General features: G+C 64.8%; 26 protein-coding genes and 2 riboswitches. Of the genes, 10 read left to right on the top strand and 16 right to left on the bottom strand.

Annotated elements, in window-relative coordinates:
* Window positions 1–31 precede the first annotated feature (31 nt).
* The 4 genes from NZK81_RS07785 to NZK81_RS07770 all read right to left on the bottom strand — a co-directional run bounded on the left by NZK81_RS07785 (window position 32) and on the right by NZK81_RS07770 (window position 4,285).
* On the bottom strand, window positions 32–940 hold the full coding sequence (locus tag NZK81_RS07785) for an EamA family transporter (RefSeq protein WP_260045552.1): 909 nt from the start codon (window positions 938–940) through the stop codon (window positions 32–34).
* Window positions 941–968: 28 nt separating this feature from the next.
* Entirely contained in the window at window positions 969–2,789 is a 1,821-nt protein-coding gene (gene cobT, locus NZK81_RS07780) for a cobaltochelatase subunit CobT (RefSeq protein ID WP_260045551.1), read from the bottom strand.
* Window positions 2,790–2,878: 89 nt separating this feature from the next.
* The gene (gene fsa / locus NZK81_RS07775) at window positions 2,879–3,529 is read right to left on the bottom strand and encodes a fructose-6-phosphate aldolase (RefSeq protein ID WP_260045550.1); all 651 of its coding nucleotides are present in this window, start codon (window positions 3,527–3,529) and stop codon (window positions 2,879–2,881) included.
* Window positions 3,530–3,658: 129 nt separating this feature from the next.
* The gene (locus NZK81_RS07770) at window positions 3,659–4,285 is read right to left on the bottom strand and encodes a twin-arginine translocation pathway signal protein (protein ID WP_260045549.1); all 627 of its coding nucleotides are present in this window, start codon (window positions 4,283–4,285) and stop codon (window positions 3,659–3,661) included.
* 257 nt (window positions 4,286–4,542) lie between these two features.
* On the opposite strand from NZK81_RS07770, the gene NZK81_RS07765 reads away from it, so the two are divergent.
* Window positions 4,543–6,708 (top strand): primosomal protein N', encoded by a 2,166-nt coding sequence (locus NZK81_RS07765; RefSeq protein ID WP_260045548.1) that lies wholly within the window; start codon window positions 4,543–4,545, stop codon window positions 6,706–6,708.
* Here NZK81_RS07765 and ada read toward each other — a convergent pair.
* Together ada and NZK81_RS07755 are read right to left on the bottom strand one after the other, a co-directional pair.
* On the bottom strand, window positions 6,693–7,733 hold the full coding sequence (gene ada / locus NZK81_RS07760) for a bifunctional DNA-binding transcriptional regulator/O6-methylguanine-DNA methyltransferase Ada (protein ID WP_260045547.1): 1,041 nt from the start codon (window positions 7,731–7,733) through the stop codon (window positions 6,693–6,695). The genes NZK81_RS07765 and ada overlap by 16 nt on opposite strands.
* Window positions 7,733–8,218, bottom strand: coding sequence for a DUF1203 domain-containing protein (locus tag NZK81_RS07755; protein WP_260045546.1), 486 nt, complete (start codon window positions 8,216–8,218; stop codon window positions 7,733–7,735). The genes ada and NZK81_RS07755 overlap by 1 nt, the downstream gene beginning before the upstream one ends.
* A 228-nt stretch (window positions 8,219–8,446) precedes the next feature.
* On the opposite strand from NZK81_RS07755, the gene NZK81_RS07750 reads away from it, so the two are divergent.
* The 5 genes from NZK81_RS07750 (at window position 8,447) to NZK81_RS07730 (ending at window position 13,263) form a co-directional block, all read left to right on the top strand.
* A complete protein-coding gene (locus NZK81_RS07750; protein WP_260045545.1) occupies window positions 8,447–9,001 on the top strand; it encodes a F0F1 ATP synthase subunit delta in 555 nt (184 codons plus the stop codon).
* A 14-nt stretch (window positions 9,002–9,015) separates the two neighbouring features.
* The gene (gene atpA, locus NZK81_RS07745; protein ID WP_260045544.1) at window positions 9,016–10,545 is read left to right on the top strand and encodes a F0F1 ATP synthase subunit alpha; all 1,530 of its coding nucleotides are present in this window, start codon (window positions 9,016–9,018) and stop codon (window positions 10,543–10,545) included.
* 61 nt (window positions 10,546–10,606) lie between these two features.
* Window positions 10,607–11,485, top strand: a complete 879-nt coding sequence (locus NZK81_RS07740) for a F0F1 ATP synthase subunit gamma (RefSeq protein ID WP_260045543.1) — start codon at window positions 10,607–10,609, stop codon at window positions 11,483–11,485.
* 59 nt (window positions 11,486–11,544) lie between these two features.
* The gene (gene atpD / locus NZK81_RS07735; RefSeq protein WP_260045542.1) at window positions 11,545–13,002 is read left to right on the top strand and encodes a F0F1 ATP synthase subunit beta; all 1,458 of its coding nucleotides are present in this window, start codon (window positions 11,545–11,547) and stop codon (window positions 13,000–13,002) included.
* A gap of 3 nt (window positions 13,003–13,005) precedes the next feature.
* Entirely contained in the window at window positions 13,006–13,263 is a 258-nt protein-coding gene (locus tag NZK81_RS07730) for an ATP synthase F1 subunit epsilon (RefSeq protein ID WP_260045541.1), read from the top strand.
* A 102-nt stretch (window positions 13,264–13,365) separates the two neighbouring features.
* On the opposite strand, the gene NZK81_RS07725 is transcribed toward NZK81_RS07730, so the two are convergent.
* On the bottom strand, window positions 13,366–14,928 hold the full coding sequence (locus NZK81_RS07725; protein ID WP_260045540.1) for a sulfatase-like hydrolase/transferase: 1,563 nt from the start codon (window positions 14,926–14,928) through the stop codon (window positions 13,366–13,368).
* A gap of 225 nt (window positions 14,929–15,153) precedes the next feature.
* A complete protein-coding gene (locus NZK81_RS07720; protein ID WP_260045539.1) occupies window positions 15,154–15,489 on the bottom strand; it encodes an HNH endonuclease family protein in 336 nt (111 codons plus the stop codon).
* A 96-nt stretch (window positions 15,490–15,585) separates the two neighbouring features.
* Between NZK81_RS07720 and NZK81_RS07715 the strand changes: the two genes are divergently transcribed.
* On the top strand, window positions 15,586–17,127 hold the full coding sequence (locus NZK81_RS07715; protein ID WP_260045538.1) for a TadA family conjugal transfer-associated ATPase: 1,542 nt from the start codon (window positions 15,586–15,588) through the stop codon (window positions 17,125–17,127).
* Window positions 17,128–17,181: 54 nt separating this feature from the next.
* Here NZK81_RS07715 and NZK81_RS07710 read toward each other — a convergent pair whose 3' ends face one another.
* Both NZK81_RS07710 and NZK81_RS07705 read right to left on the bottom strand, forming a co-directional pair.
* A complete protein-coding gene (locus tag NZK81_RS07710) occupies window positions 17,182–17,796 on the bottom strand; it encodes a YceI family protein (protein WP_260045537.1) in 615 nt (204 codons plus the stop codon).
* 136 nt (window positions 17,797–17,932) lie between these two features.
* Window positions 17,933–18,118: a hypothetical protein gene (locus NZK81_RS07705; protein ID WP_260045536.1), complete on the bottom strand. Its 186-nt coding sequence runs from the start codon at window positions 18,116–18,118 to the stop codon at window positions 17,933–17,935.
* 65 nt (window positions 18,119–18,183) lie between these two features.
* On the opposite strand from NZK81_RS07705, the gene NZK81_RS07700 reads away from it, so the two are divergent.
* The 3 genes from NZK81_RS07700 to NZK81_RS07690 all read left to right on the top strand — a co-directional run bounded on the left by NZK81_RS07700 (window position 18,184) and on the right by NZK81_RS07690 (window position 19,588).
* The gene (locus tag NZK81_RS07700) at window positions 18,184–19,167 is read left to right on the top strand and encodes a DMT family transporter (protein ID WP_260045535.1); all 984 of its coding nucleotides are present in this window, start codon (window positions 18,184–18,186) and stop codon (window positions 19,165–19,167) included.
* Between the two features lie 59 nt (window positions 19,168–19,226).
* Window positions 19,227–19,358, top strand: a complete 132-nt coding sequence (locus NZK81_RS07695) for an entericidin A/B family lipoprotein (protein ID WP_260045534.1) — start codon at window positions 19,227–19,229, stop codon at window positions 19,356–19,358.
* A gap of 101 nt (window positions 19,359–19,459) precedes the next feature.
* On the top strand, window positions 19,460–19,588 hold the full coding sequence (locus tag NZK81_RS07690; protein ID WP_260045533.1) for a hypothetical protein: 129 nt from the start codon (window positions 19,460–19,462) through the stop codon (window positions 19,586–19,588).
* Window position 19,589: 1 nt separating this feature from the next.
* Here NZK81_RS07690 and NZK81_RS07685 read toward each other — a convergent pair whose 3' ends face one another.
* The 6 genes from NZK81_RS07685 to NZK81_RS07660 form a co-directional block, all read right to left on the bottom strand.
* Window positions 19,590–20,594: a bile acid:sodium symporter family protein gene (locus NZK81_RS07685; protein ID WP_260045532.1), complete on the bottom strand. Its 1,005-nt coding sequence runs from the start codon at window positions 20,592–20,594 to the stop codon at window positions 19,590–19,592.
* Between the two features lie 47 nt (window positions 20,595–20,641).
* Window positions 20,642–22,222: an aminomethyl-transferring glycine dehydrogenase subunit GcvPB gene (gene gcvPB, locus NZK81_RS07680; RefSeq protein ID WP_260045531.1), complete on the bottom strand. Its 1,581-nt coding sequence runs from the start codon at window positions 22,220–22,222 to the stop codon at window positions 20,642–20,644.
* Window positions 22,219–23,589 (bottom strand): aminomethyl-transferring glycine dehydrogenase subunit GcvPA, encoded by a 1,371-nt coding sequence (gene gcvPA / locus NZK81_RS07675; RefSeq protein ID WP_260045530.1) that lies wholly within the window; start codon window positions 23,587–23,589, stop codon window positions 22,219–22,221. Before gcvPA ends, gcvPB begins: the two co-directional genes overlap by 4 nt.
* Before the next feature lie 171 nt (window positions 23,590–23,760).
* Complete coding sequence (gcvH, locus tag NZK81_RS07670; protein WP_260045529.1) at window positions 23,761–24,132, bottom strand: glycine cleavage system protein GcvH; 372 nt, start codon at window positions 24,130–24,132, stop codon at window positions 23,761–23,763.
* Window positions 24,133–24,144: 12 nt separating this feature from the next.
* Entirely contained in the window at window positions 24,145–25,296 is a 1,152-nt protein-coding gene (gene gcvT / locus NZK81_RS07665; protein ID WP_260045528.1) for a glycine cleavage system aminomethyltransferase GcvT, read from the bottom strand.
* A 35-nt stretch (window positions 25,297–25,331) separates the two neighbouring features.
* A riboswitch (glycine riboswitch) is annotated at window positions 25,332–25,451 on the bottom strand.
* Window positions 25,452–25,568, bottom strand: a riboswitch (glycine riboswitch).
* A gap of 63 nt (window positions 25,569–25,631) precedes the next feature.
* Window positions 25,632–26,315: an NAD(P)H-binding protein gene (locus NZK81_RS07660; protein WP_260045527.1), complete on the bottom strand. Its 684-nt coding sequence runs from the start codon at window positions 26,313–26,315 to the stop codon at window positions 25,632–25,634.
* Window positions 26,316–26,326: the final 11 nt, after the last annotated feature.

Here is a 26,326-nt window from a genome sequence, read left to right as displayed (position 1 = left end):
GCACGCGGCATTAGGCGGCGCGCGGTTCCAGTCAAGCGGCGTGCGCCAACATCAGCAGGGCCACGCCCACGGTGATGAGCACGAAGCCCACCCATTCGCGCGCCGTGAGCCATCGGCCGGAGACATAGCGCGAGAGCACGGCCACCACCGGCATTTCGATCAGCGCCAGCGTGCGCACGTTGGCAGCCAGCGTCAGCGAGAATGAAATGAACCACCCTGCCGACGCGATCGCGCCGAGCGCGCCCGCCACCACGCTCAACCGCCATTCGCGCAGCGAGCCGAAGAAGCCCGAGGCGTCCTTCGTCACGAACCATATGGCCAGCGTGGCCGACTGGATCGCCAGCGACACCACCAGCATCGTCAGGCTGCGCAGCATGAAGCCGCCCTGTGGCACAAGGTCGATCGAGGCGCGGAAACAGATCGCGGAAAGGCCGAAAAGCGCGCCGCTGGCGACGCCGACAACGAGCGGTTTCCACTCGGTGAGCTTGGCGGCCTTGTCTCCGACTCGCAGCGAGGCGAGCACGACGCCGATCGTCACGATGACGACCGCCACCCAGCCCAGCCAGGACAGCCGGTCGCCGATCAGCACGAGCCCGAGCAGTGCCACCGTCACTGGCTCGGTCTTGATGTATGCATAGGCCACGCCGAAGTCGCGCTTGGTCATGACCACCAGCATCAGGGCCGTCGCCACGATCTGCGTCACCGAACCGACAACCGCCCAAGCCAGCGTCTCGGCCGGGATGGCCGGAAGCTGCTGGGACGTGACGGCAAGGTAGATCGCCAGCAGGATCGCCGCGAAAGGCAGCCCGTAGACGAAGCGCACCTGCGTCCCGCCGACGGTGCCGATCCGCCCTGTCAGCCGCGACTGGGCGGCATTGCGCAGGACCTGCGCGAACGCGGCCGCAAGCGTGAACGGTACCCAGAGCAGGCCGTGACTCACGCCTCTCCAACCGGGCCCGGAGCCGGGGTCATTTCGGCTCTTCCTCGAAGAGTCCTGCCAGTTGCTCGATCATCGTACCGCCGAGTTGCTCGGCATCCATGATCGTCACGGCACGGCGGTAATAGCGCGTCACGTCGTGGCCGATACCGATGGCAACGAGCTGCACGGGGCTCTTGGCCTCGATCCATTGGATCACCTTGCGCAAGTGCGCTTCGAGATACCCGGCCGAATTAACCGATAGCGTCGAATCGTCGACCGGCGCGCCGTCCGAAATGACCATCAGGATGCGCCGGTCTTCCGGCCGTGCCAGCAGGCGGCTATGCGCCCACATCAGCGCCTCGCCGTCGATGTTTTCCTTGAGCAGCCCCTCGCGCATCATCAGACCGAGGTTCTTGCGCGCGCGGCGCCAGGGCTCGTCGGCCTGCTTGTAGACGATGTGACGCAAGTCGTTGAGGCGGCCGGGATTCTGGGGCTTCCCGCTGGAAAGCCAGGCCTCGCGGCTCATGCCGCCCTTCCAGGCGCGCGTCGTGAAGCCGAGGATCTCGACCTTGACGCCGCAGCGTTCGAGCGTGCGGGCCAGCACGTCCGCGCTGATCGCCGCGATCGAGATCGGGCGCCCGCGCATCGAGCCGGAATTATCGAGCAGCAAGGTCACCACGGTGTCCTTGAACTCGACGTCGCGCTCCACCTTGTAGGACAGCGACTGCCCTGGCGAGACGACCACACGCGCGAGCCGCGCGGCATCGAGCAGGCCTTCTTCCTGATCGAAGTCCCAGGAGCGGTTCTGCTGCGCCATCAGCCGGCGCTGCAGGCGGTTGGCCAGCCGCGTGACCACGCCCTGCAACCCCTTGAGCTGGGCATCGAGGTAGGCGCGCAGCCGCGTCAGCTCTTCCTCGTCGCACAGCTCGGACGCACCGACGACCTCGTCGAACGCCTCGGTGAAGATCTGGTAGTCGAAACTGTCCGGAATATCGGTCCAGGGACGGTTCGGGCGCACCGGCATCATGCCCTCTTCGCCCTCGTCGCCTTCCTGACCTTCCTCCATGTCGTCGGAGGCTTCGCCCTCGGCCTCGTTGTCGCCCTGTTCCTCGCCCTGCGTGGGTTCGGCGGCCATTTCCGTGGGCTGCTGTTCCTGCCCGGACTCGTCGCCTTCCTGCTCTTCCTCGGTCTCCTCGTCGCCGTCCATGTCGTCGGATTCGTCCGGCTGCTGCTGCACGTCCTCGGGACGCGTGAGTTCGAGGTGCTGGAGCATGTCCAGCGACAGCGTCTGGAAGGCCTTCTGGTCCTCGATCGAATGCGCCAGCGCCTCGAAATCGGCTGCCGCCTTGTCCTCGATCCACAAGCGGACCATGTCGACACCGGCGCGCGCCGTCTCGGGGATCGGCTGGCCGGTCAGCTTCTCGCGCAGCAACAGCGCCAGCGCGGACTGGACGGGCACGGCATCGGGCGTCTCGGCGCGGACGATCGGGTCCGATCCCATGCGCGCCATCGTCGCCGCATCGAGGTTCTCGCGCATGCCCGGATAGGCATTCGCGCCCAGCGCTTCGTAGCGCACGGTCTCGACGGCGTCGTAGCAGGCCCGCGCCGACGGTTCCGAAGGAGCCTGTCGCATGTGCAGGGCATCGTCGTGGTGGCGCAGGCGCAGCGCGAAGCTATCCGCATATCCGCGCGCCTGCATCGCGGCCCCGCGCGGCAGGCTGCGGCCCGGCATGGGCACGCGGAACGTGCCGCCCGACGCGCTGGGGGCGTCGGCCGTCCAGTTGACTTCAATCTCCTTCTCGTGGGCAATGGCGCGGCTGGCGCCTGCGAGAACGGACTTGAAGCGGTCTGCTGGAGATTCGTCGGACATGTCGGCCTAGGCTAGCGCCTGCAAGTGCGCTTCGACAAGCGCGCCGCACCCCTTCACGGGACGCGGCACCGTCGTCAGCGCGGTTTCGTTCAAATGCTCTGCCCGGTCTTGGCCCAGTCGGCAAGGAAGCCTTCGAGGCCCTTGTCCGTCAGCACGTGCTTGACCAGCCCCTTGATGACGGCCGGCGGCGCGGTCATCACGTCGGCACCGATCCGGGCGGCTTCGAGCACGTGCATGCCGTGACGGATAGAGGCGACGAGGATCTCGGTCTCGAAGGCATAGTTGTCGTAGATCAGGCGAATGTCGCGGATCAGGTCCATGCCGTCGAAGCCGTTGTCGTCGTGGCGGCCGACGAAGGGCGAAACGAAGGTCGCGCCGGCCTTGGCCGCCAGCAGCGCCTGATTGGGCGAGAAGCACAGGGTGACGTTCACCATGGTGCCGTCGCCGGTCAGCTTCTTGCAGGTCTTGAGACCCTCGATCGTCAGCGGCACCTTGATGCACACGTTGTCGGCGATCTTGCGCAGCACTTCGGCCTCGCGCATCATGCCTTCGTGGTCGAGCGCGACGACTTCGGCGCTGACCGGGCCATCGACGATGCCGCAAATTTCCTTGGTGACTTCCATGAAGTCACGGCCGGACTTGTGAATCAGCGAGGGGTTGGTGGTGACGCCGTCGAGCAGACCGGTCTCGGCCAGCTCCTTGATGTCGGCGATTTCAGCGGTGTCAGCGAAGAACTTCATGATGCGATCCTGAATGGCGATTCTTGGGAGCCCTATAGGCAAGCGCGCCCTGCGCGGCTAGGCCGCGTGACAAATGCGGGGCGCGTGCCCCCCCATGGCGGCTCAAGCCGCAATCAGGCTTTCAGTCGTTTATTGGGCGTCCCGCGCCTTGTTCTGGGCAACGAGAGCGTCCCAGGTCTGCCAATCTACTGAACGTCCGGGATAGGCGACGTTTTCGAACGGCCAATCGGCCTCGATCCATTCGGTGACCCAGTTGTAGAGTGCGGCTTCGAAACCCGCGTCGTACTCGGCCTTGGTCACCCACATCCTGACCACGGCATCGTAACCGTCGACGGTACTGGGATAGACATAGACGCAGCCACGCTCACGCAGGCCGTCCGGCGTGAGGACCGCATAGGCAAACGACGTGCGCTTGCTGAACCGGGCCTGCTCGGTCTGCATATCCAGCATGGCATCGGCATCCGAGATACCCTCGTGCGGCCACGAGGGGCTGCGGCTGAAGGTCTTCTGCAAGTGCTCGATCGACGACATGTAGGCATCGAAGTCGATCCTGGCCAAATCGGGCCCGAGCGGCACGATCTTGAAACCCTCTGCCTCGACCAGTGTCGGAACGTCGAAATCCGCCGCGACAAATGATGGCTTCGAAGCCGATTCCGCCTTCGCTTCGGGCTCTGAAGATGCATCCGCAAATGCCGGAGCACCGGCCATTGCCAACAACGTCAACGCCAGACCTGCGCGTGCGATCCTCAACTTCATCATGCTTACTCCATCAAACCGAGGGCAGAGTCCGCCTGTCCGTCGTCGAAACGGCTTGGCGCAGAATTACGGAGGAGCGACCCTGTTCGGGGTTGGGTTGTAGGCAGCGAACTTGCGGTGCCGCAAGCGCAACAACCGGCTGGCTTCATTTTGAACGATGAACGCCGCGCCACGTCTCGGGCCAAACCCGCCAATCCCCAGCTCGCCGCCCGCATCGCCTTCACGCAAGCGCCGGGCAGTGCCTATATGCAGCGCAGATGAAACGCGTCCGACTCCTCGTCTTCAATGCCGCGCTCGGCGTTCTCGACTACCGCGTGCCCGAGGGAATGGCGATCGAATACGGTTCGGTCGTCATTGCTCCGCTGGGCCCGCGGCAGGTGCTCGGCATTGTCTGGGAACCCGAACGCCTGAACGCGCAGGACGTGCCGGAATCGAAGCTGCGACCGCTGCTCGAAGTACTCCCCGTCCCACCCCTGCCAGAGCAGTTGCGGCGGCTGATCGAATGGACCTCCGACTATTACTGCGCCTCGCTTTCCTCGGTCGCGCGCATGGCGCTGGGCAGCATGGCCGCGCTGCGCGGTGGAGGCACGACCACCGAATACCGCCTGACCGGCGTCGAGCCCACGCGCATGACGCCGCAGCGCGCCGCCGCGCTCGATGCGCTGCAGGGCGAACAGGCCTCGATCCGCGAACTGGCGGAGCTGGCCTCGGTTTCAGAAGGCGTGCTGCGCGGCATGGTCGGCGCGGGCGTGCTGGAGCCAGTGACGGTCGATCTCGACCGCCCCTATCCCCCTGCCCGGCCCGATTTCGCCGTGCCGCAGCTCAGCGAGGCCCAACAGGCAGCGGCAGATACTTTCGTGGCAGCCGTGCGCGAGCATGCCTTCGCCCCCTTCCTGCTCGATGGCGTAACCGGCTCGGGCAAGACCGAGTGCTATTTCGAAGCCGTCGCCGAAGCGCTGCGGCTGGGCAAGCAGGTGCTCGTCCTCCTGCCCGAGATCGCGCTGACCGAGAACTTCCTGCGCCGCTTCGAGCAGCGCTTCGGGGTGCCGCCGATCCTGTGGCACTCCTCGCTCAAGTCGAGCGAGCGGCGGCGCGCCTGGCGGGCGATTGTCCAGGGCGAAGCGCAAGTCGTCGTTGGCGCGCGCTCGGCGCTGTTCCTGCCTTACGCCCGCCTCGGCCTGATCGTCGTCGACGAGGCGCACGAAATCTCGTTCAAGCAGGACGACGGGGTGCGCTACAACGCGCGCGACGTGGCCGTGATCCGCGCGAAGTTCGAGCGCATTCCGGTCGTGCTCGCCAGCGCCACCCCGGCGCTCGAATCGATGCAGCTCGCCGAGGCCGGCGTCTATCGCAAGATCGAGCTGCCCGACCGCTTCGGCGGCGCCATGCTGCCCGACATCGAGATCCTCGACTTGCGCAAGGAACCGCCCGAACGCGGCCACTGGCTCGCCCCGCGGCTGGTCGCGGAGATGAAGGAACGCCTTGCACGCGGCGAGCAATCGCTGCTGTTCCTCAACCGGCGCGGCTATGCCCCGCTGACGCTGTGCCGCCATTGCGGCTATCGCTTCCAGTGCCCGAACTGCACCGCATGGCTGGTGGAGCACCGGTTTTCCAGGCGGTTGGCGTGCCATCACTGCGGCCACGAAGTGCCGGTGCCCGATGCCTGCCCCGAATGCGGCACCGCCGATTGCCTCGTCGCCTGCGGCCCCGGCGTCGAGCGCATCGCCGACGAAGTGGCCGAAGTGCTGCCCGAAGCACGCACGGCGCTCGTCACCTCGGACACGATGAACAACCCGGAGGCCATCGGCGAATTCGTCGCCAAGGCCGAAGCCGGCGCGATCGACGTCATCATCGGCACGCAGCTCGTGACCAAGGGCTATCACTTTCCTGAACTGACGCTGGTGGGCGTGGTCGATGCCGATCTCGGGCTGGAAGGCGGCGACCTGCGCGCGGCCGAACGCACCTATCAGCAGATCGCGCAGGTCGCGGGGCGCGCCGGGCGCGGCGAGAAGCCGGGCGAAGTGCTGATCCAGACCCGCCATCCCGAAGCCGCCGTCATCTCCGCTCTGGCCAATGGCGACCGCGACGCCTTCTACGCGGCGGAAACCGAATCCCGCCGCGATGCCGGCGCGCCGCCGTTCGGGCGCTGGGCGGCGATCATCGTCAGTTCGGAAGACCAGGCAGAGGCGCTCTCCGCCGCGCGGGCCATCGGCGGCACCGCGCCCAACCTTCCCGACATGCTCGTGCTCGGCCCTGCCCCGGCGCCGCTTGCGCTGCTGCGCGGCCGCCACCGCTTCCGCCTGCTGATAAACGCACGGCGCTCGGCCGAACTGCAGAAGACGCTGCGCGAATGGCTGGAGCCGCTGGAGTTCCCGCGCGGCGTGCGCGTGAACATCGACATCGACCCCTACTCTTTCGTCTGAGCCTCTTCGCGCCGGAGCAGTTCGCGCTTGATCGCCTCGCCATAGGCATAACCGCCGACCGACCCGTCCGACCGGATCACCCGATGGCACGGAATCAGCACCGCGACATTGTTGGCGCCGTTGGCCGATCCTGCCGCCCGCACGGCGCCGGGCCTGCCGATGGCGGCGGCGATCTGCGCGTAGGTGCGCGTCTCTCCCGGCGGGATTCGCTGGAGTTCGCGCCAGACTGCTTCCTGAAAGGCCGTGCCCTGGACGTCGAGCGGGATCGCCCGGCTGTCACCAGGCTGTTCGACCGCGGAGACGACCTGCTCAAGAAGCGCAGCGAATGCCCCGCCGTCCTCGACAAGCTCGGCATGCGGGAAACGCCCGGCCAGTTCGTCACGCCCTTCCGCGAAGGACAGGCGGCAAACGCCCTTGTCGGTCGCCGCCACCAGCATCTGGCCGAGCGTGGTCGGCACCACTGCCCAGTGGATCGTCACGCCGCGACCGCCATCGCGCCACGCAGAAGGCGCCATGCCCATTCTCCCTTCGCTTGCCTCGTAGAATCGCGAGGACGCGCCGAAGCCGGCCTCGTAGATGGCCTCTGTCACGCTCGCCCCCGCACTCAGCGCATCGCCCGCTCGCGCGACCCGGCGTGCCCGGGCATATTGGGCCGGCGACAGCCCCACGGCCCGCTTGAACACACGCTGGAAATGCGTCGGGCTGTAGCCCACTTGCCCGGCCAGCTGCGCCAGCGGCGGCATTTCCTCCGCGTCGGCCAACAATTCGAGCGCCCGCGACACCGCTTCCTCGTCCCGGGCCGCCTCGTTGGGCCGGCAGCGCATACATGGACGCAGGCCCTCTGCCTCCGCCGCTTCCGGCGCTTCGAAGAATCGCACGTTCTCGCGTCGCGGATGGCGCGCCGAACAGGACGGCCGGCAGTAGATCCCCGTGGTGAGCACGCCGGTGACGAAACGCCCGTCGAAGGCACGGTCGCGCGCGAGCACAGCCTGCCAGGCCCGCTCGTCGTCGACTGACTCGTACATCAGTTCCACATCCCGTCTCCATCGCGCTCGATCCGCGCGGCGAAACAGCCATAGGCGGCATTGTGCGCGTGAATGCAAGAAATCCGGGCATTGCCGAAGAGGTCGAAAATGCCCTCTTCCGCTTCGCCCGGCGCCGTCAGCCGTGCGTCGATCAACATTCCCTGCACATCGAAGCCACGCAAGGAAAGCGAACGCCCGGCAAGGACCGGCGGCAACCTATCTATCCACGGCCGGGGCTGCACCGCCTGCTCGCGGACATATATCGCATACGCGGTACGGAAGGGATTGGGGACATCGTGGCTGGTGAAATTGAGCAGGATCAGGCTCTCTCCCTGCCGCGCATCCTCCAGACTGACCCGGCACGGAAAGCCGCGGTCGGCATCCGCGATCACGCGCCTGGCGCCTGCACCCTCCAGCTCCCGAGAATTCAGGGCAAAATAATGTTCGAAGGCCTCACGCGGCAGGCCGGCGATTCTATAGGTCACGGACAGTTCCTTTTCGGTGCTGTCCGAAGGTATTACGCTTCCCGGTAAAGCCCGCATCCCGGCTGTTGCTTTCAAACCGCACACGCGACCTTTGTCGGAAGGCGTCAAGCACTGCCTTGCATCGCAACAATATCGTCGCTATGCGCGCCCCGTCTGCGGGCCGGGGGGCACGCTGTTGTGTTGCGCCCCATAGTGCCTCAGCCCACCCGATGTAAGGATAGGACACGCGTGGAGAATTCCGGCGGTATCAAGGCTAGCTTGCAAGGGCGCTACGCTTCGGCGCTATTCGATCTTGCAAGTGAAAACGGCACCGTCTCGGCGGTCGAAAGCGACCTCGAGAAGATCGGTGAAGCCGTAAAGGAGAGCGTCGACTTCGCCGCTCTGATTCGCAACCCGCAAGTCAGCCGCGACGCAGCCGGCAAGGCCGTGGAAGCTGTGGCCGACGTGCTGGCCCTTTCGCCGCTGACGAAGAACTTCCTGGGTGTACTGGCCGCCAACCGCCGCCTGTCCGCCCTGCCCGACATCATCCGCGCCTTCGCGGCCATTGCTGCCGCCCAGCGCGGTGAAGCGACCGCCGAAGTCACTTCCGCCCACGCGCTGACCGACGAGCAGGTCGAACAGCTGCGCCAGAAGCTGGAAGTGCGCGAAGGCCGCAACGTCAAGATCAAGACGAGCGTCGATCCCGAACTGCTTGGCGGCCTTGTCGTCACCATCGGTTCGAAACGTATCGACAGCTCGATCCGCACTCGTCTCAATTCGCTCGCCCAGGCCATGAAGGGCTGAAGAAAGGCAAAACAATGGATATCCGCGCCGCAGAAATCTCGAAGGTCATCAAGGACCAGATTGCCAGCTTCGGCTCCGAAGCACAGGTCTCGGAAGTCGGCTCCGTGCTTTCGGTGGGTGACGGCATCGCCCGCATCCACGGCCTCGACAACGTCCAGGCCGGTGAAATGGTCGAATTCGCCAATGGCGTTCAGGGCATGGCCCTCAACCTCGAAGCCGACAACGTCGGCGTCGTGATCTTCGGCTCGGACGCCGAGATCAAGGAAGGCGACAGCGTCAAGCGCACCGGCACCATCGTCGACGTTCCCGTCGGCAAGGGCCTGCTCGGCCGCGTGGTCGACGCTCTCGGCAACCCGATCGACGGCAAGGGCCCGATCGTCGCCGACAAGCGCGCCCGCGTCGAAGCCAAGGCGCCCGGCATCATCCCGCGCAAGTCGGTGCACGAGCCCGTGCAGACCGGCCTCAAGGCCATCGACGCGCTCGTGCCCGTCGGCCGCGGCCAGCGCGAGCTGATCATCGGTGACCGCCAGACCGGCAAGACCGCCGTCGCCATCGACACCTTCATCAACCAGAAGGGCCCGAACTCGAGCGACGACGAAGGCAAGAAGCTCTACTGCATCTACGTCGCCGTCGGCCAGAAACGCTCGACCGTCGCGCAGATCGTGCGTCAGCTCGAAGAAAACGGCGCGATGGAATACTCCATCATCATCGCCGCGACCGCTTCGGAGCCCGCCCCGCTGCAGTACCTCGCGCCCTACACCGGCGCCGCGATGGGTGAATTCTTCCGCGACAACGGCATGCACGCCGTGATCGTCTACGACGACCTTTCCAAGCAGGCCGTCGCCTACCGTCAGATGTCGCTGCTGCTTCGCCGCCCGCCGGGCCGTGAAGCTTACCCGGGCGACGTGTTCTATCTCCACAGCCGCCTGCTCGAGCGCGCCGCGAAGATGAACGACGAGATGGGCTCGGGCTCGCTGACGGCTCTGCCGATCATCGAAACCCAGGCGGGCGACGTCTCGGCCTACATTCCGACCAACGTGATCTCGATCACCGACGGCCAGATCTTCCTTGAAACCGGCCTGTTCTACCAGGGCGTGCGTCCGGCCATCAACGTCGGTCTGTCGGTCAGCCGCGTCGGCGGTTCGGCCCAGACCAAGGCGATGAAGAAGGTCGCTGGCTCGATCAAGCTGGAGCTTGCGCAGTACCGCGAAATGGCGGCCTTCGCGCAGTTCGGTTCGGACCTCGACGCTTCGACCCAGAAGCTGCTCAACCGCGGTGCGCGCCTGACCGAGCTGCTCAAGCAGCCCCAGTTCTCGCCGCTGCCGTTCGAAGAGCAGGTCGTTTCGATCTACGCCGGCACCAACGGCTTCCTCGACTCGATCGCGGTCGACAAGGTTACCGAGTACGAAGCCGAGATGCTCAGCTTCATGCGTTCGCAGCACGCCGACGTTCTCGGCGAGATCCGCAGCACGCAGAAGTTCGAAGGCGAAGTCGCGGACAAGACCAAGGCTGCCCTGCAGGCTTTCGCCAAGCAGTTCGCCTGAGACTGACCTGATCCCCACCGTTCCGGCCCCATGGCCGGGGCGGTGAAACGGAGAGAAACGAGTGGCATCGCTCAAGGAACTCAAAGGCCGCATCAACTCGGTCAAATCGACCCAGAAGATCACCAAGGCCAAGCAGATGGTCGCCGCGGCCAAGCTGCGCAAGGCGCAGGCCGCCGCCGAATCGGCGCGTCCCTACGCCGCGCGTCTCGCCGAGGTGATGGGCTCGCTGGCCAGCAAGATCACCGTTTCCGAGAACAGCCCCAAGCTGCTCGCCGGAACCGGCAGCGATCAGGTTCACCTGCTGGTCGTCGCCAACTCGGACAAGGGTCTGTGCGGCGCGTTCAACTCCAACATCGTCAAGGCCGCACGCCTCAAGGCGAAGGAGCTGGAAGCGCAGGGCAAGACCGTGCTGTTCTACCTCGTCGGCCGCAAGGGCCGCGCGGTGATCAAGCGCGAATACCCCAAGCAGATCGCCCACATGTTCGACACGTCCGACGTGCGTGATCCCGGCTTCAACGAAGCCGAGAAGATCGCCGACGAACTCGTCGCCATGTACGAGGACGGCAAGTTCGACATTGCGCACCTGTTCTACTCGAAGTTCCGTTCGGCGCTGGTGCAGGAACCGACCTGCCAGCAGATCATCCCGGTTCCCGCCCCGACCGGCGGTGTCGCCGCCGATTCCGAAGCGGTCACCGAATACGAGCCGGAAGAGGAAGAGATCCTCGCAGCACTGCTGCCGCGCTACCTGAAGACCCAGATCTTCGGCGCGCTGCTGGAGAACGCCGCGTCCGAACAAGGTGCGTCGATGACCGCCATGGACAACGCGACGCGCAACGCGGGTGACCTGATCAACAAGCTCACCATCCAGTACAACCGCAGCCGTCAGGCCGCGATCACCACCGAACTCGTCGAAATTATTGCTGGCGCGGAAGCGCTGTAGCAACATCTGAAACCGCGGGCGCGGAAGCGCTCTAAGACATCGCAGGCAAGGAAACCAAAATGGCCACCGCACCCGTGCTCAACCAGACCACTACCGGCAAGATCAGCCAGGTCATCGGCGCTGTCGTCGACGTGACCTTCGAAGGCGAACTGCCCGCCATCCTCACCGCCCTCGAGACCGAGAACAACGGCCAGAAGCTGGTTCTCGAAGTCGCGCAGCACCTCGGTGAAAACACCGTCCGCGCCATCGCCATGGACGGCACCGACGGCCTGACCCGCGGTCAGAGCGTCGTCAACACCGGCGCGCAGATCTCGGTGCCGGTCGGCCCCAAGACGCTCGGCCGCATCATGAACGTCGTCGGCGACTCGATCGACGAACTGGGCCCGATCGGCTCGGACATGTACGCTCCGATCCACGCCAAGGCGCCCGAGTTCATCGAGCAGTCGACCGAAGCGGCGATCCTCGTCACCGGCATCAAGGTCATCGACCTTCTCGCTCCCTACGCCAAGGGCGGCAAGATCGGCCTGTTCGGCGGCGCTGGCGTGGGCAAGACCGTGCTGATCCAGGAGCTGATCAACAACATTGCGAAGGGCCACGGCGGCGTGTCCGTGTTCGCGGGCGTCGGTGAACGTACCCGCGAAGGTAACGACCTTTACCACGAATTCCTCGATGCCGGCGTTATCGCCAAGGACGAAAACGGCGTCGCCACGTCGGAAGGCTCGAAAGTGGCCCTCGTTTACGGCCAGATGAACGAGCCCCCGGGTGCCCGCGCCCGCGTTGCTCTCTCGGGTCTGACCATGGCCGAGTACTTCCGCGACCAGGAAGGCCAGGACGTTCTGTTCTTCGTCGACAACATCTTCCGCTTCACCCAGGCGGGCGCCGAAGTGTCGGCCCTTCTCGGCCGTATTCCTTCTGCCGTGGGCTATCAGCCGACCCTGTCGACCGACATGGGCGCGCTGCAGGAACGCATCACCTCGACCACCAAGGGCTCGATCACCTCGGTCCAGGCCATCTACGTTCCGGCCGACGACCTTACCGACCCTGCCCCGGCTACCTCGTTCGCCCACCTCGACGCGACGACCACGCTGAACCGCGCCATCTCCGAGCTAGGCATCTACCCGGCGGTCGACCCGCTCGACTCCACCTCGCGCGTCCTTGAGCCGCGCGTCGTCGGTGCCGAGCACTACGAGACGGCCCGTAAGGTCCAGGAGACCCTGCAGAAGTACAAGTCGCTGCAGGACATCATCGCCATTCTCGGCATGGACGAGCTTTCCGAAGAGGATAAGATGACCGTCGCCCGCGCCCGCAAGATCCAGAAGTTCCTCTCGCAGCCGTTCCACGTTGCCGAGGTCTTCACCAACATCCCGGGCAAGTTCGTCCAGCTCGAAGACACCGTGAAGTCGTTCAAGGCTGTCGTCGAGGGCGAATACGACCACCTGCCGGAAGACGCCTTCTACATGGTCGGCGGCATCGACGAGGCGGTCGAGAAGGCCAAGAAGCTGGCCGAGGACGCCTAAGCAATGGCTCTGCACTTCGAACTCGTCACGCCGGCGAAGCTCGTTCGGTCCGAGGATGTCCACATGGTGGTCGTCCCCGGTACGGAAGGCGAGTTCGGCGTGCTCGCCGGCCACGCGCCCTTCATGTCGACGATCGCCGACGGCGCGCTGAAGATCTACAAGACCGAGAATGGCGCTCCTGAGGAAATCACCATCACCGGTGGTTTCGCGGAAGTGGGCGATGCCGGCCTCACCGTGCTCGCGGAGCACGTCGAAGGCTGATCGGCTTTTTCCGATTTCATTTGCCGAAATTGAAAAGGCCGCGCGTTTTACGCGCGGCCTTTTTCTTTGAGCATCGCGAACAAGCAGAAATCTCTGTTCGATTTATCCCGCAGCTAAATCAGCTGCCGGGTCCGCTCCTGTCGATCCGGAACGCCGCATGGCCGCGCGGCTGCGCAGCATGATCCAGGGGACATTCTCGGTATCGAACCGTTCGCGCATTGCCCGCGGGAAGAATGGCGGCATGTGATCGCCCACGATCAGGATGTCCGCTTCCGGAAAGTCGGCCCGCATGATCTCCCTTTCGAGGGCATCGGCCAGGCGTTGCTGAAGCATGTATTCCCGGCAAAGCATCGGGAAGGCTTCGTTCCATTCCGCATCGGACAACTGGCAATGCTCCGTACGCAGCCCCTCGTCTGCTCCGACGGGCAGATGCGTGTTGAGCGTGACCCAGTAAACGAAATTACGCGGATAAGGCGAATTGCGCAACCGCTTGCCGATCAACGCGGGAATATCGGCATCGCATGCCCCTGCGAATACACCGCCACAACGGCCGATCCGGCGCGCCCGCAACTGCGGTTCGAACAAACGATCCTGGAAGCCAAGCTTGGGATACCATGTCTGACGATCAAAGAAGTCGCCCTGGTAGGCGTGAATGGCGGTCGTATGGAAACCAGCATTGCGAAATTTCTTGGGAAGACAGTTGGCCTTGTCGAAATCATAGCGGTCGTAATCCGCCCACACCCCGCACAGTTCGCGAAGTTCGCCGTTCGTGGTCGATCCAAAATACGCGCTCGTTCCGCTCGAATATTCGTACCTGGAAGCCCAGCGCCGCTTACCCCAGGCCCGATCGAACAGCGCACGATCGTGCGCATTGTTTGGAACGCCAAGCGATTCCACCAGGATTACGATCAGGTTTCGGGCCGACGTCGATTTTGGCGCGATATGATTTTGAAGGACGGCAGAGTCGATAGGCGTGCCAGCGGGTGCGCTCATCTTGTATGTCCCACGCGCACCCGCCGTAACGACCCAGTCCACGTCGATAAGCAGGACGATCGCCACGACAGCCATGATGCGTTGTTCTCTGGTCAAAAGCTTCGGCGTGTTCGGCGCGTAACGCAAAGCCAGGAACAAGGCCGTCAGGATGATAACGCAAGCCATGACATATTCAGGCGAACGGGAAATATCGATGTCCGTTACGTACTGCATCGACGATACGACCTTGAGGGGCTCAAGGTTGAAGGACACGGCGACATACATCATCACGCTGAGCGCAAAACATGTAACTATACCAATCCTTCTGGCCGTCCGATTGTCGAACTGGCACATGAGCAGAGCTATTGTACCGCAAATAGCAATTGGAACAGCCATGGATGGCCCACCTATTGGCCACATTGCAATTGCACCAATATTTGGGATGACAATCCACCAAAAAGCGAACTTGGGCGAAAAGTGCCTAAACAACCCAAATCCGCCCATTCCATACCTCAAAAAACAGCAATCCAAACCCGATGGAATGCATTTAAATAAATTCAAACTCCTTGTAATAATATTATGATTAATTGAGTCATAATTACACAAATTTAACGCGGTTAAAAAATTGAAATTATCACCTTGATCTAAATTCAATACTGTTTTGGATGGTCTCATGCGGATAAGGCTGGTCATTTTTCCTATATGGATTGCCAATCACCCCCTATCCGATGCTTTCTGTTGGAAAGTCGCGCAGATACTTCAGGCCTATCTCCGCTCAGCAGCAAACCTGACGACCGGCAGCCGAAGTACTCACGACCGTAGTCCATGACAGCGCCGTGCCTGTCCGGCTTCGCGTCCCGGTTCGTCACGCTGGCGGGATGAATGAGCCTGTGACACCCACGATCGATGGACGGGCCACTAGCGCCGCCTCGCGGTCCTTGCATGGAAGTCAGGATGCTTGCCCGAGACCCAGCGCACGAAGCGGCGGAGCTCCTCCGATTCCAGAAGCGCTTCGACGCCTTCGGGCATGCGTGCCAACTCGGCGTTGGTAAACGTGGCGTGAATCGTCCGGTGGCAGATCGGGTGCAGCGGCACCGTTTCCCGGCCGCCCCGGCTTTTTGGGACCCGGTGGTGCCACTCGATCCGGCGGCCGAGCAATCTGGAGCAAAGCCAGCAGGTTCCCGCGTTCCCGGCCACCGTCCTTCCCTTCCCCTGCACCCGTTGCGCCCGAACACGATCATCCTTCCGGGCCATTAGGAAGTTATCAAAGTTTCAACCTTAATGCTCGGGTCCACTCGCATCGGGTCTTGTTCGAACCACCTTCGAGCGACGAAAAGGGTTGAAAGTCTTATGAGCGCATTCGGGCGGCGAAACGGAATTGGTGGCATGGGCCAGGGAGCCCGCCCCGCATTCGGCGTGGCCAAGCCTATCAAGGGTGGCCCGCAGGACAAGACGATACCATCATCCGCGAACATGCCGGGCTCCGTGCCGGTACCCGGCGGCGATCAGTTCCCGCCCCTGCCCGGCGCGGAACCGAGCGCACCGCAACAGCCCATGCGCGACGATGCCATGGCCCGGCTGGCGGATCGCGCCAATTCGGTGAACGACGGCCAGGCCGAGCACAACGGCTTCGAGGCCTCGATCCACAAGATCAAGGAACAGGTCCTGCCGCGCCTGCTCGAGCGCGTCGACCCCGAAGCCGCGGCGACGCTGACCAAGGACGAGCTGTCCGAGGAATTCCGCCCGATCATCATGGAAGTGCTGGCCGAGCTCAAGATCACCTTCAACCGCCGCGAACAGTTCGCGCTGGAAAAGGTCCTGATCGACGAACTGCTCGGCTTCGGCCCGCTGGAAGAACTGCTCAACGACCCCGACGTGTCGGACATCATGGTCAACGGGCCGAACCAGACCTACATCGAAAAGAAGGGCAAGCTGCAGCTCGCCGGCATCCGTTTCCGCGACGAGCAGCACCTGTTCCAGATCGCCCAGCGCATCGTCAACCAGGTCGGCCGCCGCGTCGACCAGACCACGCCGCTCGCCGACGCCCGCCTCAAGGACGGCAGCCGCGTCAACGTGATCGTGCCGCCGCTTTCGCTGCGCGGCACCGCGATCTCGATTCGTAAGTTCTCCGAGAAGCCGATCACGATCGACATGCTCAAGGACTTCGGCTCGATGAACGAGAAGATGGCCACCGCGCTCAAGATCGCCGGCGCCTGCCGCATGAACGTGGTCATCTCGGGCGGTACCGGCTCGGGCAAGACGACGATGCTCAATGCCCTGTCGAAGATGATCGACCCGGGCGAGCGCGTGCTGACCATCGAGGACGCGGCCGAACTTCGCCTGCAGCAGCCGCACTGGCTGCCGCTCGAAACCCGCCCGCCGAACCTCGAGGGCCAAGGCGCGATCACCATCGGCGACCTCGTCAAGAACGCCCTGCGTATGCGTCCCGACCGCATCATCCTGGGCGAAATTCGTGGCGCGGAATGTTTCGACCTGCTCGCTGCCATGAACACCGGCCACGACGGCTCGATGTGTACGCTCCACGCCAACAGCCCGCGCGAGTGCCTGGGCCGTATGGAAAACATGATCCTGATGGGCGACATCAAGATCCCGAAGGAAGCCATCAGCCGCCAGATCGCGGAAAGCGTGGACCTGATCGTTCAGGTCAAGCGCCTTCGCGACGGTTCGCGCCGCACCACCAACATCACCGAAGTGATCGGCATGGAAGGCGACGTCATCGTCACCCAGGAACTGTTCAAGTTCGAGTATCTGGACGAGACCGACGACGGCAAGATCCTCGGCGAATTCCGCGCCTCGGGCCTGCGCCCCTACACGCTGGAAAAGGCGCGCCAGTTCGGCTTCGACCAGGCTTACCTCGAAGCCTGCCTCTGACATTTTCGGAGGGGAAGGCCGCGCGCCGTTTTCGAACGCCGCGCGGCCGTCACATCAGTCAGCCTGCTTTTCGAAGGCCGCGGTGATCGCAATCGTCGTTTCGTCGCTGACGAGCGGCGCATACTTGCTCACGCCGAATGCGGTACGCTTGACGACGCCGGTCGCGTTGAAGCCCAGCGTGTAGGTCTTGTTCATCGGATTGACCGCGCCGGCCTTGAACGTGGCCTTGAGCACGACCGGATGCGTCACGCCGTGCATGGTCAGGTTTCCGAAGACGTCGGCGGTCCGATCACCCGTCTTCACCACTTTCGTCGAAACGAAGCGCATGGTCGGATAAGTCGCCGCATCGAACCAGTCGGCGCTGGCGAGTTCCTCGTCGAGCGTCTTGTTGGTGGTGGAGACACTGGCCACCGGCACCGATACGTCGAGCTTGGCCGAAGCGATATTCTTCGGATCGAGCGACAGTGTGCCGCTGGCGCCGGGGAACGTGCCGAAGAACTCGCTGATCCCGAAGTGATCGACGGTAAAGCGCACCAGCGTGTGCGAACTGTCGAGCGCGTAGTCGCCGGCCTGGACCGAAGCAGGGCTGGTGTCGGCCTGCTGCGCGAACAGCGGTGCCGATGCGATGATCGAAACGGCGGTGAGCGCCGATACATAAAAACGTTTCATTCAAGAATCTCCGAGGGAAGCAGGAGAGAGAGGTTCCCCGTCCCATTCCCACGGAGCGTCACGCCTGCCCAGCCGGATAAAATCGATCCACTTGTTCAAGTAAGTTGCACATTCCCCGCACGCAATCCCGCCCCGATCAGCCTCCCAGCCATGCACGACCGGACAGGCCGATCAGCAGGATCGCAGCCATGAGCGCCCAGAAGAATATCCCCGTCCAGGGCATGAAGCCCACGCGGTCCAGATCGCGCCGCCGCATCCGCCTGCGGTCCAGCAGCCATGCCAGCACCGCTACGAATGCCGCAACGGCCCCTGCTATCGCCATAACTCGGTTCGAGAACTCCATGCCTGCCCCTTGCCTGCACGCGTGCGAGAGTTAAAGCCCTCGCTGTGACTGCCCAGACCCGTTCCTCACAGGACCGCCCGCTCCTTGCGATTTCGTTGCGTATCGCGGCGATGGTCATGCTCTCCACGATGTTCATGCTGATCAAGGTCGCGAGCGAGCGCGGTGTCTCGGTCCCCGAACTGATCTTCTGGCGACAGGCCCTGAGTGTTCCGCTGATCTTCGCCTGGCTGGTCGCCACCGGGAATGTCGGGCTGCTGGCGACCAGGCGCATGGGAAGCCATGCCATGCGTGCCACGACCGGCACCGCCGGGCTATGCTGCAACGTCGGCGCGGCAACTCTGCTGCCCCTGCCCGAGGCAACGACGCTGGGCTTCACCTCTCCCCTCTTCGCGGTCGTCATCACCGCACTCGTCCTGCGTGACAAGGTGGGCGTCTGGCGCTGGACCGCCGTTGCCCTGGGCTTCGCCGGCGTTCTCATCATCGCGCAGCCCGGCAGCGAGCCGGTGGCTCCGCTCGGTATCGCCTCGGGTCTCGGCGCGGGGATCATCGTCGCGACCGTCAGCTTCCAGATACGCGACCTCGCCCGAACCGATGCGCCGATTTCCTGCGTGTTCTGGTTCGCCTTCTACGGCACGCTGCTGACGGCGGTGTTGCTGCCGATCTATGCCCGCCCCCACGGCATGACCGAATGGATCGTGCTGGGCGCGATCGCCCTCACCGGGACACTCGCGCAGTTCCTGATCACCGCGGCGCTGCGCTACGGGCAGGTCGCGAGCGTGGTGGTGATGGACTACAGTTCGCTGATCTGGGCCACGCTCTACGGCTGGCTCATCTGGGACAGCTTCCCGCCCTCCACGACGGCATTCGGCGCGCCGCTGATCATCGCCGCCGGCCTGATCATCACCTGGCGCGAACGTTACCTGTCGCGGCGGATTTCTCCGACATCGGCAATGGATGTCTCGGCGATGGAAGAGATGGCATGCGACACGCCCGCCGAAACGCCGGGGGAACCCGCGCCGCGACCATGAGTTGCTTTCAGACGAACGCGCCGGGGATACCGGCGCGCAACGAAGAAGGAACGCACGACATGGTCCGGAAACTGATGCTCGCCCTCGCCGCATGCGGAATCGTCTTTTCCGCCGCCGCCTGCAACACCGTGAAGGGCGTCGGGCAGGACATCGAATCGGTAGGCCAGGCCGGCGACGACGCCATCAACTGAGCTGTCGAGAAGCCGGGCAGCGTTCACCAATTGTGCTCCGCCCGGCTTCCCATCACGCCAAGGCTGGATTATGACAGGCCCATCGACTGAGGAAACAAACGATGGTCCGGAAATTCGTCCTTATTCTCGCCGCAGGTGGCCTGGTGATCGGCAGCGCGGCATGCAACACGGTTCGCGGTGTCGGCCAGGATCTCGAATCCGCGGCGAATACCGTCGACAAGGCCACCTGAGCTAGAGCGCGGGTACCGGCTCATCTGAGGCCGTGCCCGGCGAGCGGTTCCATACCGAAGCGAGCACACTTCCGATCAGCACGTGCATGACAGCGGAGATCGCGGCCGGAACCGGCGCCAGCGCGGCTTGCATGACATCGGGAAACTGACGCGCGAAAGCAGGGCTCGATGCAAGGCTGGCGCCAAGGCCGCTGTTCTGCATGCCCACCTCGACGCTGATCGTGCGCGCCGCGGCTTCGCGCAGACGCAGAAGCCGGCTGACCACATAGCCGAGACCGAAACCGGTGGCATGCAGTGCAAAGACCGCCAGCAGCAACACACCTGCATGCGCCTCGATCAGCGGCTTCGACCTGGCGATGATGCCGGCGACGATCAGCACCACGAAGACCACCGAGACGAACGGTGACACGACGGTCACCTTGCGCGTCGCGCGGGGGAGGTAGCGGTTCATCAGCACGCCGGTGACGACCGGCACGAGCACGACGGCAACCATCTGGCGAAACAGGTTCCAGCGGTCGATTTCGATGAAGACGCCCGCAAGCCAGCCCGTCAGCACCGGCGTCAGCGCAATGGCGACCAGCGTCGAGGCCATCGTCATCGTGACCGACAATGCGACGTCGGCCCTGGCGAGATAGCTGATGACGTTCGACGCCGTTCCCCCCGGGCAACAGGCGACGAGAATCAGGCCGACCGCCAACCCCGCCTGAAGCCCGAATCCCCAGGCTATCGCGAAACCGGCGAGCGGCATGATCGTGAACTGAAGGACCACGCCCGTCACGACCTGACGCGGCAATGCCAGCACGCGCCGGAAATCATCGAAGCTCAGGGTAATACCCATGCCGAGCATGATGACCCCCAGCATGACGCTGATCAGCGGCTGGCCGAAGGGCTTGAACCGGCCATCGGCGACCCACAGGAACACCTCCGGCCGGAACCAGGCGAGACCGACGCCAAGCACCGTCCACAGCGCAAACAGGCTGGTAATGCGCTCGAACAAGCGCGTCACTGACGTGCCCCCGGTCTCATCCTCTTCGTCCCCCCACTGCCCCCCGGTCAGGACGCCGCCGGTTCCCCGGCGTCGCCCTTCCAGACCAGCACAGGCTTGCGTGCGGCCAGCGTTTCGTCAAGCCTGCGGCGCGGCGCGAAATGCGGGGCCGAATGCAGGCTCTGGTCGCCCGCCTTGGCGCGCTCGGCCAGACTGCGCAAGGATGCAATGAAGCGATCGAGCCCGGCCTTGCTTTCGGTCTCGGTCGGCTCGACCAGCATCGCGCCTTTCACCACCAGCGGGAAATAGACCGTCATCGGGTGGAAGCCCTCGTCGATCAGGCCCTTGGCGATGTCCAGCGTGGAGATGCCATCGGCAAGGCCCGCGTCACTGAACAGCGCCTCGTGCATGCACGGGCCGCTCTTGGCGAAGGGCGCGGGAAGCACGTCCTCGCAGGTGCGCAGCACGTAGTTGGCATTGAGCACCGCATCCTCCGCGACCTGACGCAAGCCATCGGCGCCGTGGCTGAGGATGTAGGTCAGCGCGCGGGTGAACATGCCCATCTGGCCATGGAAGGCGACCATGCGGCCGAACGCCTGCGCATGGCCCTCGCCCCGGTTCTCTTCCTCGACGAGGTGGATCGTGCCGTCGGCGCCGCGCGTCACGAAGGGCAGCGGCGCGAAAGGCGCCAGCGCTTCGGACAGCACCACCGGCCCCGCACCGGGACCGCCACCGCCGTGCGGGGTGGAGAAGGTCTTGTGCAGGTTGATGTGCATGGCATCGACGCCGAGGTCGCCAGGACGCACCTTGCCGACGATGGCGTTGAAGTTGGCGCCGTCGCAATAGACGTAGCCGCCCGCCGCATGCACAGCATCGGCGATGCGCTTCAGGTCGGGCTCGAACAGGCCGCAGGTGTTGGGGTTGGTAATCATCACCCCGGCCACGTTGGGGCCCAGCTTCGCCTTGAGCGCTTCCAGATCGACGCGGCCCTCGGGCGTCGCCGGGATCGACTGGACCTTGAAGCCCGCGAAGGCGGCGGTCGCCGGGTTCGTCCCGTGAGCGCTTTCGGGCACCAGCACCACGTCGCGTTCCTCGCCCCGCGCATCGAGCGCGGCGCGGATGCACAGCAACCCGCACAGCTCGCCATGGGCGCCGGCCTTCGGGCTCATCGCCACCGAGGCCATGCCGGTGAGCGTGATCAACCAGTCGGCCAGCTGCTCGATCACCTCCAGCGCGCCTTCGACGCTCGTCTGCGGCTGCAGCGGGTGGACGTCGGCAAAGCCGGGCAGCCGCGCCATCGATTCATTGAGGCGCGGGTTGTGCTTCATCGTGCAGGACCCGAGCGGGAACGGGCCGAGATCGATCGCATAGTTCTGGCGCGAAAGGCGCGTGTAGTGGCGCACGGCCTCGGGCTCGGTGAGCCCCGGCAGTGCCGGCGGCGCCTTGCGCAGGAATTTGGAAAGACCTGCCGCCGGAGCGCGATCGGCTGCGTCGAAATCGACGCCGCACTTGCCCTCTGCGCCAAGTTCGAAGCTCAGCGGCTCCTCGAGCATGAGGCCGTAATCGCCGCTCGACGTCGGCGGAACCCCGCCTGCTTCGCCCACACCGCCCATCGAAGGGCGCCAGCCCGCTGCGTTGACTGCGTTCATGCCGGCACTCCCACCAGAAGAGATTCAAGTTCAGTGGCGAAGGTCTCGATGTCCTCGTCGGTGGTCGTCTCGGTGACCGCGACCAGCAGCCCCTTGCCGAGCCCGTCCGCTACCGGGAACAGGCGGCCGAGCGAAACGCCGCCGAGCACCTTGCGGCCGGCCAGTTCCTGCACGACTTCGCGCGCATCGCGCGGCAGGATCAGCGTCGCCTCGTTGAAATAGACCGAATTGAGCAGTTCGACGCCGGGAATGCGGGTCAGCCGCTCGAACGCCGCCCGTGCGCGGGCATGGTTGAGCGCGGCAAGCTGGGCCAGCCCCTCGCCGCCCAGAAGCGTCAGGTGGATGCTGAAGGCCAGCGCGCAAAGCCCGGAATTGGTGCAGATGTTGCTCGTCGCCTTCTCGCGGCGGATGTGCTGCTCGCGCGTGGACAGCGTGAGCACGAAGCCGCGCTTGCCCTCGGCATCGACGGTCTCGCCGCAAAGGCGCCCCGGCATCTGGCGCACGAACTTCTCGCGGCAACCGAACAGGCCGAGATAGGGGCCGCCGAACTGCAGGCCGACGCCCAGCGACTGGCCTTCGCCGACGACGATGTCCGCGCCCAGAGCGCCCGGCGCCTCGATCAGGCCCAGCGCCACCGGCTCGGTGACGACCGCGACCAGCAAGGCGCCCCTGGCGTGGGCAGCCTCGGCAATGGCCGCCAGATCAGGAATACGGCCCAGTACGTCGGGATACTGGACGACGACACAGGACGTCGCATCGTCGATGGCGCCGATCACCGCTGCATCGTCGGGTTCAGCCGCCAGTTCGGTACCGAGCGAGACGATCTCGTCCCTGGTGAAGCGGGCCATGGTGCGCACCACTTCGCCGTAGTGCGGGTGCAGACCGCCCGAGAGCACCGCCTTGCCCTTGCGGGTGACGCGCGCGGCCATCAGGATCGCTTCCCAGCACGCGGTCGAACCGTCGTACATCGAGGCATTGGCGATGTCGGTCCCGAACAGGCGCGCGACCTGCGTCTGGAACTCGAAGAGCACCTGCAGCGTGCCCTGCGCGATTTCGGGCTGATAAGGCGTGTAGGCTGTCAGGAACTCGCCGCGCTGGATCAGGTGATCGACCGAGGCCGGCACGTGATGGCGATAGGCCCCTGCCCCCAGGAAGAACGGCGCCGAACCGGCGCTGAGGTTCTTGGCCGCCAGCGCGGTCATGTGCCGTTCGACGGCCATTTCGCTGGCGTGCATCGGCAGGCCTTCAATCGGACCGGAAAGGCGCGCCTCTTCAGGGACGTCAACGAACAGGTCATCGACGCTGTCCGCACCGACGCGGGCAAGCATCTCGGTGCGATCGGCGGGGGTCAGTGGCAGGTAGCGCATCAGGCAGAAGCTCCGTTGCAAACTCGTGTCCTCCCCGGTCCGGGGAGGGGGACCACCCGCAGGGTGGTGGTGGGGATTGGCGTTCTCAAGCGACCTTGCCGTAGGCCGGGAGTCCCCTACACCACCGCCTTCGGCGGCGGTCCCCCTCCCCGTGCCGGGGAGGACTGAAGGTCAAAGGCTTTCGACGTATGCCTTGTAGGCCGTCTCATCCATCAGGCTGCCCAGCTCGGCGGCGTCCGACAGCGTCATGCGATACAGCCAGCCACCCACTTCGGCGTCGGTATTCACCAGCTCGGGTTCGTCGGCGAGCGTCTCGTTCACTTCGGTGATCGTGCCCGATGCCGGGGTGTAGATGTCCGAAGCAGCCTTCACGGAATCGACCACCGAAACGGAATCGCCCTTGGTCACGGCCGCGCCCTTTTCGGGCAGTTCGACGAAGGTGATGTCGCCCAGCTGGCCCTGCGCGTAGTCGGTAATCCCGACAGTGCCGAGGTCGCCTTCGACATCGATCCACTCATGGTCTTCGGTAAAGTAGCGGGTCATGGGTGCTGCTCCTCAGCGATGATAGCGATGGGGGACGAAAGGCATCGGCACGACCTTCGCGGGAAGGCGCTTGCCGCGCACCTCGAGTTCAAGCGCGGTACCGTCGGCGGCATGGGCGGTATCGACATAGGCCATGGCGATCGGGTGCTGCAGCGAAGGCGAGAAGCCGCCCGAGGTCACGACACCGATCTCCTTATCGCCGGAAACGACCTTGGCGCCTTCGCGCGCAGCCATGCGGCCTTCGAGCGTGAGACCGACGCGGCGGCGGGCCGTGCCCTCGGCAAAGTCGCGCAGGACGCGATCGGCGCCCGGAAAGCCGCCTTCGGTGCGGCGGCGCTTGTTGATGCCGAATGCGAGCCCGGCATCGACCGGCCCCTGCTCGGGCGTCATGTCGTGGCCGTAGAGCGGCAGGCCCGCTTCCAGGCGCAGCGAGTCGCGCGCGCCGAGGCCGATGGGCTTCACTTCGGGTTCGCCGCAAAGCAGGTCCGCGATCTGCGCAGCGGATTCGCCCGGAATGGAAATCTCGAAACCGTCCTCGCCGGTGTAGCCCGAACGGCTGATCCAGGCATCGATGCCGCCTAGCTTGAAGGCGGCGCCCTTCATGAAGGTCAGCACCGAAAGCGGCGTTTCGCCTTCGACATGGCGTTCCAGAGCGGCGAAAGCCTTGGGGCCCTGCAGCGCCAGCAGCGCGGTCTCATCGAGATGGTTGAGCGTAACCTCGTCCGGCAGCAATTCGCGCAGGGTGCCGATGTCATCCCACTTGGTCGCGCCATTAACGACGAGGTAGAAGCCAGTGCCCCAACGCGTGACCATGAGGTCGTCGAGAATGCCGCCCTCTTCGTCGAGCAGCAGCGAATAGCGCACCGAGCCGAGCTTGAGCGTCGAAAGGTCGATGGGAAGCGCAGCTTCAAGGGCAGGTTCCACGCCCTCGCCCGAGATGTAGATCTGCCCCATGTGGCTGACATCGAACAGCCCGGCATGCTCACGCGTCCAGAGGTGTTCGGCCATGATGCCCCCACCCTCTACGTCGTACTGGACGGGCATCATGTAGCCGGCGAACTCAACCATGCGCCCGCCCTTCCCGCGATGCCAGGCATCGAGCGGCAGCAGCTGGGGCGCAAGATCCTCGACCGGTTCGTCGTCGTTAATGGGGTAATCGCTCAAGACATGACTCCGCACAAAGCATGGCACACCGTTCCGGTGCCCCCTCTGTCACGGAAACCTGAGAGCTTCCCTGGCGTCATCCCGCACGGGACAGGCCAAGTTACACCGTCGGCGGCCTCGTCCGGCTGGACAAGGCACTTTCCAGAGTCTCGCTATCGACCCACGCGGTCCTTTTGCCTGAGAGATTCCGGGGCGGTTGCTCCTTCGGCGCCTTCCGTTTCGTCAGCCTTGCGGGGCTGGCCGAATCGGTTGGTCTCTCCCGCGCGTGTCAGCGATGGACAAGCCTTGATTGACGCGCGAGCACGAGTCAACGTCCCGCGTGCTGCACTGCGGAATTAATCCCCAGAGCGACGCAGCACGCGGCGCATCGCATCGTAATCGTGCACGAAGCGCCCGCCCGCCTTCTCATAGGCCAGCGCCAGGATCGCTTGCGCCAGCTTTCGGGCCGAAACAGAGCGGTAGCGACGATACTTGCCGTGCAGGAACACCCAGTCTGCCAATGGCGCCATGATCTGCGCCGCGGCTTCGAGCGTGCGCCGTTCCTCGCGGTGACCGCGCAGGAGACCGGGACGCAGGATGTCGAGGCGGCGAAAGCCGAGCTTGCCCAACGCATCCTCGGTCTCCCCCTTCACCGAAAGGTAGAAATTGCGGCTGGCGCGCGCGGCCCCTGTCGATGAGACGACGATCATGTGCTCGATCCCAGCCGCACGAGCCGCTTCTGCGCAGAAGCGAACCAGATCGTGGTCGACCGCACGGAAGGCCTCCTGGCTTCCCGCCGCCTTGATCGTCGTGCCCAGCGCACAGACCAGCACGTCGGCGCGGGCGGCGGCGATAAGGTTCGGCCAGTCGATCGGCTCGCCCACCAGCATTTCCATGCGCGCGCCGGGCGGCAAGTGCGCCTCGCGCCGGGCCACCCCGACAAGGCGCACGTCCGTTCGCCCGACAGCCTCGGCAATCAGCGTGCCGCCCACCATCCCCGTTGCGCCCACGAGGCAAATGCGAAGCTGCCGCGAGGTCATGCTAGCCGCAG

This window comes from Novosphingobium mangrovisedimenti, from assembly GCF_025153475.1.
Classification (GTDB): Bacteria; Pseudomonadota; Alphaproteobacteria; order Sphingomonadales; family Sphingomonadaceae; genus Novosphingobium; species Novosphingobium mangrovi_A.
This window is presented reverse-complemented; position numbering and strand designations above follow the sequence as displayed.